The sequence below is a fragment of the Streptomyces sp. NRRL B-24572 genome, from assembly GCF_002156145.1.
GTDB classification, from domain to species: Bacteria; Actinomycetota; Actinomycetes; order Streptomycetales; family Streptomycetaceae; genus Streptomyces; species Streptomyces vietnamensis.
In genome coordinates, this window is sequence record NZ_MWIG01000356.1 from 1 (window position 1) to 8,754 (window position 8,754).

The following is an 8,754-nucleotide window of genomic DNA, read 5'->3' on the forward strand; positions in this document are numbered from 1 at the left end:
GGGCGTCCAGATCGGCCGCCTTGTTGCGGGCCTCGGCCAGGGTGAGCTCCTCGGCGGCCCGGTGGACGGCGGCCTGCTCGGCTGCCTCGGCGGCCTTGATGTCCTTGACCAGCTTCTCCTGCGCCTCCGCCTCGGCGGCGATGACCACGGCCTGCCGGGTGCGCTCGGCCTCCTCGACCATGCGCAGCCGCTTGATGGACTCCTCCTGCTCGGCGACCGTACGGTCCACCGCGACCCGCTCCCGGATCACCTCGGCGATCTCCCGGCGCTCGGCCTCGACCTCCTTGTCGGCCGCGATGCGGGTGAGCTCGGTCTCCCGGTCGCGGGCGATGACCTCCAGGAGACGGTCCTTCTCGATCCGCTCGTTCTCGACGGCGATGACCCGCTCACGGTTCTTCTGCGCGACGGCCACCTCGCGGGCCTGGTTCTCGCGCTGGACGCCGAGCTGCTCCTCGGTCCTGAGGAAGGCGCTCTGCGCCCGCAGCCGCTCCTCCTCCACCACGCGCGCGGTCTCCGCCTCCTCGCGTGCCCGCGAGGTCTCGATCTCCCGCCTCTGCTTGATCTCCGCGTCGGCCTGACGCCGCTCCAGCTCCAGAATGGCCTCGCGGGCGTCGACGTTCTGCCGGGTGATCTCCTTCTTCTCGTGCTGCCGGTACTCGTTCGTCCGGACGTTCTCGACGGCCGTCAGCTCGGTGATCTTGCGGATGCCCTGGGCGTCGAGGATGTTGCCGGGGTCGAGCTGGCTCAGCGGCGTCTGCTCGACGTGGTCGATGGCGGCGTCCTCCAGGTGGTAGCCGTTGAGGTCGATGCCGATGAGCTCGATGATCCGGAACCGCAGTTCCTCGCGCTTGGTGTAGAGGTCGGTGAAGTCGAGCTGCTTGCCGACGGTCTTGACGGCCTCGGAGAACTTGGCGTGGAACAGCTCCTGCAAGGTTTCCTTGTCGCTGGCCCGGGCGGTGCCGATCGCCTGCGCGACCTTGATGACGTCCTCGACGGTCTTGTTGACCCGCACGAAGAACGAGATCCGGATGTCGGCGCGGATGTTGTCCCGGCAGATCAGACCGTCCCGTCCGGTCCGGGAGATCTCGATGGTCTTCACCGAGATGTCCATGACCTCGGCCTTGTGCACGACGGGCAGGACGATCTGCCCCGTGAAGGTGACGTCCACCTTGCGCGTCCTGGAGACGATCAGCGCCTTGCCCTGCTCCACCTTGCGGAACAGCCGGCCGGCCACGAAGAGCAGCGTGAGAGTGATGAGCAGGACGACGGCGCCAAGCACGCCGATGCCCCCGGTGATGGCATCCATGAGAAACCCCGTGTCGATGGGAGAAGTGGGGAGCCGTGCATTCGGCCGGCTTTACAGGAGGACGGCTCCGGGACCGCGGGAGCGCGTCACATGGACCTACCCGCGTCGTCGTACGGGCGCAGTGAGGGAGTGTTGCCCGAGGGGCCGGTGCCGTTCGAGCCGACCCGACGGACCGGGGAGGTCCTGCCGGGACGCCCCAGGTTCATCGGGAAACAGCTTCGCCAGCGGCTTCGCGATGCATCGGGTCAGCCACCAGGAGGCGACGGAGGCGAGCACCAGTACGGCGGGCGAGAGCAGGGAGGACAAAGAGCGGGCCAGATCGGCGCGATCCAGGAGGACGGATCCGGTCAGGGCCAGGAGCCAGCCGGACGCGATGAACACGGTGGCGGCCACCGAGACGGGTACCCGGCCCAGGCGCAGCGCCTCCGTGTCCACGTCGGAGTCGAAGCTGCCGCGCTCCGCGGCATCGCACAGCACGAGGAACCAGAACCCCGCCACGACCACGAGGGCCACGCTGAACAGCAGCGTGGGGAAGCCGAAGGCGACGAACACGAACTCCCCCATGGCGCTCCCCCGACGCATCGCAGTTTTCTGGTTTCCGGCATCGGGCCAACGCTCGTGCCGCTCGTCGAATCATCATGGAGCAGGTCCACATCGCTTGACATTGCCGTAATCGGGCAGTCTTTGACGCCTCCTTGATGCCGGTGGCGAACCCCCGTGAGGGCGTGTGTCAGTCTTGGTCCCCGCGTCAAGGACTCGTAAGAGGCGCATCAGGAACCGGGGAGGGGTCATGGCAGAGCGGGGGCAGGGCGAGGAGTATCTGGACGGGTACGCCGAGATCCTGACGGGCGTGTGCACCACCCGCCGCACACTCACCCGCGAGGAACGCGAAGCCCTGCGGTCCCGAGGGGAGCAGGCCGCCGAGGCCGGGATCGGGCTGCGGGCCGTCATCCGGGCCCACCTCGCCGCCGCGCAGCGGGTCCGCCCCGCCCTGCCGCAGGCAGCCGCCGACCACCTCCTCGCCGCCGTCGAGCAAGCCGTCGACGCCTTCGCCGAAGGCCACGAAAGAGCCCAGCACCTGGCCATGCGGCAAGAGGAAGCCGCTCGACGGGAATTCATCGACGACCTGCTCCACGGCCGGAGCGATCTCGGCCGCCTGGCGGAGCGGGCCGAGCGCTTCGGGCTGCTCCTGTCCCACGCCCACGCCGTCGCCGTCGCCCAGGGCGCGGAGCCCTACAGCGACGGCTACGCGGTCACCCGTGCCGTCGAGTCCTCACTCGTCGCCCGCTTCGGCAACCGCCGCATCCTGCTCACCACCAAGGACGGGCGGCTGATCTGCGTCGCCCCGGCCGACGAGCCCGAGGTGCTCGCCCACTTCGCCAAGCAGGCGTACGCGGCGACCGACGGAGGCCAGGTCGCCATCGGCCGGCAACATCCGGGCGCCGGTGGCGTCGTCCACTCCTACGAAGAGGCACTCAACGCCCTGAGCCTCGCCACCCGCATGAATCTGGATGCCCCCGTCCTGTACGCCGCCGACCTTCTGGTCTATCCCGTACTCACTCGCGACCGTCAGGCGATGGCCGACCTCGTCCGCACCGTGCTCGGTCCTCTCCAGCAAGCCCGCGGGGGCGCGAAGCCCCTCCTGGACACGCTCGCGGCGTACTTCGACACGGGCTGCGTCACCGCCCAGGCGGCGCGCTGCCTGAGTCTGAGCGTGCGGGCCATGACGTACCGCCTCGACCGCATTCATCGCCTGACCGGCGCGGACCCCGGCGATCCGGTCCAGCGCTACACCCTGCAGACGGCCGTCATCGGCGCCCGCCTCCTGGACTGGCCCGACCAGCCGCTGTGATGCCCGGCGGGCGTGGCGCCAGGCAGAGGGGAGAAAAGAGGGACATAGGAGGCGGATGACTCCGAACCGTCCGCGTCATCCCGAGCGGTCGTCATAAGTCAGCCCACCGGTGACCAGCGCATCCTGGCCGAGACCGAGTGCGCCCTCGCCCACGAGGAAACAGCGGCGTGGCGAGACTCAGAGGTGACAGGCCGAACGCTGGCGGAGCCGGCTTCCCGCTCCTGGCCTGCGGCTCCGTTCTCGCGGCTGTCGGCATCGTGATGTATCTCGTACCGCGATGGGCGTCCCCCGTGTTCGGGATCGGTGCGTTGACGCTCGCGTTCACAGCTGCCGCGCTGGTCTGCGCCAGGTTGTCACGGGCGGAGCCGCACGTGGGTCACGGTTCAGGCGCGCGAGGAGCGGCGACCGCCCCTCATCGCCGTCCCGACCGCGAAGGTCCCCCCAGGAAATCGAAGAGGATCACGAGAGCGATCGAGCAGCCGAGCAGGCCCAACGCGACGTAGGAGCAGGTCTTCAGCACACCGCTCGACGCGTCGGCCAGCCGTGGGATCTCGTCTGTCAGTACGGCCGCATACACGGCCAGACCGGCGAAGCCGAGGAGTCGTACGGGGGCTTCCCCGTGTCGGAGCCATCGGGGGCTCCAGCCCAGGAGCACGGCGACGCTCGGTGCCAGGACCGAAGCGGCCCCTCCGGCGATCAGTGTCCAGCTGGCCCACGTGCTCATGCGGCTGCTCCCGGTGGCACGGCCGGCCGGGACGGTTGTTTGCGGTGGAGCCGCAGCTCGAAGATGCCCACAAGCGCGGTCGCCGCGTTCAGGGGGAAGGCGAGCGTCTCGGCGACGACGGTGGTCCCGGTGGCCCGGCTCGAGGTCGCCGCGAGCGCCGCGAACAGCAGGAGGCCGGGCAGCGCCCGTCGCCACCTGGGCAGCGAGGTGAGCCGCCAGACCCGCACGCTGATGACGATGTTGAACGTCAGGAACGCGAGCGCCCACAAGGCGAGCAGGACGAGCGTGAGTGGCATGGCGGGAGCTCCGGGGCAGGCGGATGTCTGCGCCGACCAGACTTCCCGGCTCACCAGCGCACGATCCTAGCGTCAGGACAGCTCTGTGAAGGTCTCCACCGCCTGGGTCTTGCCGGTGACGACGATGATGTCGCCCTTCTCCACGACCGTCTCGGCGGTGGCGTAGGTGAAGTCCTCCCCTGGGCGCTTGATGCCGACGACGGTGATGCCGTACCGGCTGCGGACCTGGGACTCACCGAGTGGTCGGCCGGTCGCGGCCTGCGGGGCGACGGTCTTGACGAGGGCGTAGTCGTCGTCGAACTCGATGAAGTCGAGCATCCGGCCGGTGACCAGGTGGGCGACGCGCTCGCCCATCTCGTGCTCGGGCAGCACGACGTGGTGGACACCGAGGCGTTCGAGGATCTGGCCGTGCTGGCGGCTGATGGCCTTGGCCCAGATGTTGGGGACGCCGGCTTCGAGGAGGTTGGAGCTGATCAGGATGCTCGCCTCGATCGAGCTGCCGATGCCGACGACCGCGCTGGAGAACTCGTTGACGCCCAGCTGGTTGAGGACCTCGGGGTCGGTGGAGTCGGCGACGGCGACGTGCGTGAGGACGTCACTGTACTTCTGGACCAAGCGGGCGTCCGCGTCGATGCCAAGAACGTCCCAGCCTCGGTGCATCAGCTCGTTGGCCAGGGAGAATCCGAAGCGGCCGAGGCCGATGACGGCGACCCGCTGATCGGCGGACACCTTGTGCTGCTGGGTGAGCCGCTGGCGGCGGCGCTTGCGCAGGTTGTGCAGGTAGTTAACCAATGACGGGTCGCTCCTCCGGCAGTTCGTAGCGTCGCGTGCGCTCGCGCAGCGCGAGCGCGGAGACCAGGGTGATGGGGCCGATACGGCCGATGAACATCAGGGCGATCAGGACGAGCTGCCCGGTGCCGGGCAGGTCGGCGGTGATGCCCGTGGAAAGGCCCACGGTCGCGAAGGCAGAGACCACTTCGAACAGGATGCCGTCGACAGGAGCATCGCTCAGCGACAGCAGCGCGAGGGTGGCGGTCATGACGAGGCCGACGCCGAGGAGGGCGACGGTGAGGGCCTGTCGCAGGGCGTGGGGCGCGAGACGTCGGCCGAGGACGACGGAGTTCGGCTCGCCACGGACCTCGGCGACGATCGCGGCGGCGAGCACGGCGAAGGTCGTCACCTTGATGCCGCCGGCCGTTCCTGCGCTGCCGCCGCCGACGAACATCAGCATGCACGTCATCAGGAGGGTGGAGGCGTGCATGGCGCCGATGTCGAGCGAGTTGAAGCCGGCGGTGCGGCTCATCGCGGAGTGGAAGAAGCTGTTGAGGAGCTTGCCCCAGACGTCGTGGGGGCCGAGCGTCGCCGGGTTGGTCCATTCGAGGAGGCCGGTGAGGAGCGTGCCGATCACGAGGAGGGCGAGGGTGGTGATGATGGTGAGCTTGGTGTGCAGGGTCCAGTTTCGGCGCCCTGTCGTACGGGCCCGGTTGCGGTGGCGCAGTATCTCCAGCAGCACGGGGAAGCCGATGCCGCCGAGGATCACCGCGACGGCGATCGGCAGCGTGATCCAGGCGTCCTGGGCGTAGCGGGTGAGGCTGTCGGCGTGCAGGCCGAAGCCGGCGTTGTTGAACGCGGACACGGCGTGGAAGAAGCCGAGGTACGCGGAGTCGCCGACGCTGTTTTCGTATCCGAAGCGGAATCGGAGTGCCAGGAAGGCGCCTACGGCGAGTTCGACCATCAGCGTGGTGCCGGCGACGCCGAGGAGGACCCTTCGTACGTCACCGATGCCCAGGCTCCTGGTCTCGGCCTGCGCGGTCAGCTGCATCCGCAGCCGCAGCCGCCTGGAGACCAGCAGCGTGAGCATGGAGGCCATCGTCATGATGCCGAAGCCGCCGACCTGGATCAGCGCAAGGATGACGCCTTCGCCGAAGCCGCTCCAGTACGTGCCTGTGTCCACCACGGCGAGACCCGTCACGCAGACGGCGGACGTAGAGGTGAACAGTGCGGGAAGCGGACTGGTGGCTTTCCCGTCCTCCGCCGCGATCGGCAGCATGAGCAGCACCGTGCCCAGCAGGACCACTCCGGCGAAGGCGAAGACGACCGTCCTAGCAGGGTGGGCGGAGAACAGCGCGCCGACGCCACGCCGTGCGGTGGTGACCACGGGGTTCGCCCTTTCCCTGTCGGACTGACGAATTTCTTGACGTCAAGGAAGCGTCAGGAACCGGCGACACACTACCCGCGCCGCGCCTGAGACCGTGGAAGCCCGTACCGGGACCGGCGTACGTTGCTCCTGCCCCCAGCAAGGGGCTCAAGGCCGCGATCGGAGCGGTCAGCTGTTGACGTCGCGGTTGTCGAAGCGCAGCACGCCGGCCGCGACGAAGACGGCCGAGGCGATGACCAGAACGGCAGCGTCACCCCACTGGAAGCCGTTCTTCAGCGGCTCGCCGCCGATGTAGTAGTGGAACGGGGACAGGTAGGCGAGCCGGTCGGCCCCGATCTGCGTGGCGAAGGTGTTGGCCGTGTAGGCGAGAACCCCGACGACGGCACTGATCACCAGGACCACCGTGCGCCGCCCTACTGCCGCTCCGACCCCCAGGGCAAACGCCCCGAAGATGATCGCCAACAGCGCCAGGTTCAGGCACTGGGCGAGGAACTCGACCGGCGTGACGCTGGTCAGCTCAGCTCTGTCGCGCACGGCCAGGACCGCGAGCCAGACGAGGGCCGCGATGCCGAAGGCACCGGCCACCAGGGCGCCGAAGCGCTGCAGGGCGAACCGGGTCCGTGTGATGGGGTGGGCGAGCAGCAGGTCGAGCTGCCCGGATTCCTCATCGCTCGCGATGCCCCGGGCCCCCATGGCCACGCCGTAGATCATTGCGAGGAGCGGGACGATCACGCCGAAGACACTGGCCTGCAGATAGCCCGCAGCAGTCCCGTCGACGTGGAGGCTTTCACGAAGCGCCCGGGGGATGCTTTCGGTGTTCTGCCGCTGCGAGGGGTAGGTGCTCGCGTACACCATGCCGACCAGGGCTGTGCCGACAGCCCAACCGATCAGGCTTCGGCGGCTGTCGGACAGGGCTTTGGTGAAGACGGCGGCGCTCATCAGGTGGTCCTTTCAGTGCCGGTGCGTGGCGTCGTGCGGGTGTCCGGGTCAGGCGATGCGTGCCGACTCGGTACGCGGTGCGGCTTCGGCACCCTCGTAGTACGAGTGGAACAGCTCCTCGAGCGCGGGCTCGGTGGCTCGCAGACTCGAGACGGTGCAGCGGGCCAGCGCCTTGATGAGCGCGTCGGGGCTGCCGGCGACCTGGCCGCTGAGCGTCCTGCCTGCCTCGTCCAGACGCAGCCGGCCTGCGCCGGGCAGGTCCGCGAACGCGCTGCGGGAACGCTCGATTCGAAGGTGACCTCGATGTCGCGGACCGTTCCCGTGCGAAGGTTCGCGACGGTGTCGAGGGCCACCAGCCGCCCGTCACGGATGATGCCGACCCGGTCGGCGACGGCCTCGACCTCACTCATGATGTGGCTGGACATGAAGACCGTCTGACCGCCGGCGGCCGCCTCGGCCACCATGTCGAGGAAGGTCTGCTGGACCAGGGGGTCGAGACCGGAGGTGGGCTCGTCGAGGATGAGCAGCTCCGGCGTGTGCATGAACGCCTGCACGAGACCGACCTTCTGCCGGTTCCCCTTCGACAGCTTCTGATCTTCGCCGCCCGGTCCAGGCCCAGCCGGTCGGCGAGATCGTCGATCCGCGCCTGAGGGACGCCGCCGCGCAGCGCGGCCAGGAAGCGGAGGTAGCTCCGGACGTTCCGGCGACCGTCGCACACGAAGTCACCCGCCAGATAACCCACCCGACGGCGCAGCTCCACACCCTCAGCCCGCGGATCCAGCCCCAGCACGGTGGCGTTGCCCGCGGTGGGCCGGATGAGGTCGAGGAGCAGCCGGATGGTGGTGGACTTTCCCGCTCCGTTGGGACCCAGGAAGCCGAACACCTCACCGCGGACCACGTCCAGGCCGAGGCCCGTCAGACCGCGCCGGGGGCCGTACGTCTTGGTGAGCTCGCGGAGCTCGATCACGTTCTCCATACCCGGAACATAAAGAAACTTTCAGAGATCTGTAAACACTCTGAGAGCTGAGAGGTTTCTATATGATAGAAATCTGCCACATGAGAAGGTCTGACATGGACGATGCGGCAGGCGACGACGTGAGGTTGCGCGAGTCGGCGGAGAAGCTCGCCCTGACCCTCTCTCAGAGCGGCATGCAGAAGACCACCGCACGCGTGATGACCGCGCTCCTCTTCAGTCAGCAGGAGACGATGACCGCGGGCGACCTCTGCGACGCCCTGAAGATCAGCTCGGGCGCGGTCTCGGGCGCCGTCAATCAGCTCATCCCGACTGGCATGATCGAACGCGTCCCCGCCCCCGGCAGCCGCCGCGANNCGGGCCGCGCCTGACCGACCACCCCTCGGGGCCCTGACTTGCCGGCAGACACAGCGCGGTACGCGGCACTTGTGACTGGGCCGCTGACGTGTCCGGTACACGTTCCGCCGGATGCGGCTGAGCAGCTCAGCGCGGCCCGGTATCCCCGG

General features: G+C 68.8%; 10 protein-coding genes and 2 pseudogenes. 3 read left to right on the plus strand and 9 right to left on the minus strand.

Going from position 1 to position 8,754, the window contains the following annotated elements; translation table 11 throughout:
* The coding region (locus CCN56_RS21695) for a flotillin family protein (protein WP_373412882.1) at nt 1-1,306 on the minus strand (1,306 nt) is incomplete at its 3' end.
* Nucleotides 1,307-1,402: 96 nt separating this feature from the next.
* Nucleotides 1,403-1,870: a hypothetical protein gene (locus CCN56_RS21700; protein WP_086829205.1), complete on the minus strand. Its 468-nt coding sequence runs from the start codon at nt 1,868-1,870 to the stop codon at nt 1,403-1,405.
* 226 nt (nt 1,871-2,096) lie between these two features.
* Here CCN56_RS21700 and CCN56_RS21705 point away from each other — a divergent pair, with 226 nt between their 5' ends.
* Nucleotides 2,097-3,158 carry a CdaR family transcriptional regulator gene (locus CCN56_RS21705; protein WP_086829207.1) on the plus strand — a complete coding sequence of 354 codons (1,062 nt, stop codon included), beginning with the start codon at nt 2,097-2,099 and terminating at the stop codon, nt 3,156-3,158.
* 412 nt (nt 3,159-3,570) lie between these two features.
* Here CCN56_RS21705 and CCN56_RS21710 read toward each other — a convergent pair whose 3' ends face one another.
* The 5 genes from CCN56_RS21710 to CCN56_RS21730 all read right to left on the minus strand — a co-directional run bounded on the left by CCN56_RS21710 (nt 3,571) and on the right by CCN56_RS21730 (nt 7,275).
* Nucleotides 3,571-3,882 (minus strand): hypothetical protein, encoded by a 312-nt coding sequence (locus tag CCN56_RS21710; RefSeq protein ID WP_086829209.1) that lies wholly within the window; start codon nt 3,880-3,882, stop codon nt 3,571-3,573.
* Nucleotides 3,879-4,178, minus strand: coding sequence for a hypothetical protein (locus CCN56_RS21715; protein WP_086829211.1), 300 nt, complete (start codon nt 4,176-4,178; stop codon nt 3,879-3,881). Before CCN56_RS21715 ends, CCN56_RS21710 begins: the two co-directional genes overlap by 4 nt.
* 72 nt (nt 4,179-4,250) lie before the next feature.
* Entirely contained in the window at nt 4,251-4,970 is a 720-nt protein-coding gene (locus tag CCN56_RS21720; protein ID WP_086829212.1) for a TrkA family potassium uptake protein, read from the minus strand.
* Complete coding sequence (locus tag CCN56_RS21725; RefSeq protein ID WP_256962082.1) at nt 4,963-6,336, minus strand: TrkH family potassium uptake protein; 1,374 nt, start codon at nt 6,334-6,336, stop codon at nt 4,963-4,965. The genes CCN56_RS21720 and CCN56_RS21725 overlap by 8 nt, the downstream gene beginning before the upstream one ends.
* A gap of 168 nt (nt 6,337-6,504) precedes the next feature.
* Nucleotides 6,505-7,275: an ABC transporter permease subunit gene (locus CCN56_RS21730; RefSeq protein ID WP_086829214.1), complete on the minus strand. Its 771-nt coding sequence runs from the start codon at nt 7,273-7,275 to the stop codon at nt 6,505-6,507.
* A 105-nt stretch (nt 7,276-7,380) separates the two neighbouring features.
* On the opposite strand from CCN56_RS21730, the gene CCN56_RS43890 reads away from it, so the two are divergent.
* Nucleotides 7,381-7,713, plus strand: coding sequence for a hypothetical protein (locus tag CCN56_RS43890; protein ID WP_218779435.1), 333 nt, complete (start codon nt 7,381-7,383; stop codon nt 7,711-7,713).
* A 26-nt stretch (nt 7,714-7,739) separates the two neighbouring features.
* On the opposite strand, the pseudogene CCN56_RS45885 reads toward CCN56_RS43890, so the two are convergent.
* Together CCN56_RS45885 and CCN56_RS45890 are read right to left on the minus strand one after the other, a co-directional pair.
* Nucleotides 7,740-7,991: pseudogene (locus CCN56_RS45885) on the minus strand (ATP-binding cassette domain-containing protein); the annotation flags it as partial.
* Nucleotides 7,931-8,251 (minus strand): annotated as a pseudogene (locus CCN56_RS45890) (ATP-binding cassette domain-containing protein); the annotation flags it as partial. The pseudogenes CCN56_RS45890 and CCN56_RS45885, both read right to left, overlap by 61 nt.
* A gap of 95 nt (nt 8,252-8,346) precedes the next feature.
* Here CCN56_RS45890 and CCN56_RS21740 point away from each other — a divergent pair.
* Nucleotides 8,347-8,619 carry a GbsR/MarR family transcriptional regulator gene (locus tag CCN56_RS21740; protein WP_086829216.1) on the plus strand — a complete coding sequence of 91 codons (273 nt, stop codon included), beginning with the start codon at nt 8,347-8,349 and terminating at the stop codon, nt 8,617-8,619.
* Nucleotides 8,620-8,754: the final 135 nt, after the last annotated feature.

Coding starts and splice junctions, on each gene's coding strand:
- CCN56_RS21700 (WP_086829205.1), bottom strand. CDS start 1,870: ATGGGGGAGTTCGTGTTCGTCGCCTTCGGCTTCCCCACGCTGCTGTTC.
- CCN56_RS21705 (WP_086829207.1), top strand. CDS start 2,097: ATGGCAGAGCGGGGGCAGGGCGAGGAGTATCTGGACGGGTACGCCGAG.
- CCN56_RS21710 (WP_086829209.1), bottom strand. CDS start 3,882: ATGAGCACGTGGGCCAGCTGGACACTGATCGCCGGAGGGGCCGCTTCG.
- CCN56_RS21715 (WP_086829211.1), bottom strand. CDS start 4,178: ATGCCACTCACGCTCGTCCTGCTCGCCTTGTGGGCGCTCGCGTTCCTG.
- CCN56_RS21730 (WP_086829214.1), bottom strand. CDS start 7,275: ATGAGCGCCGCCGTCTTCACCAAAGCCCTGTCCGACAGCCGCCGAAGC.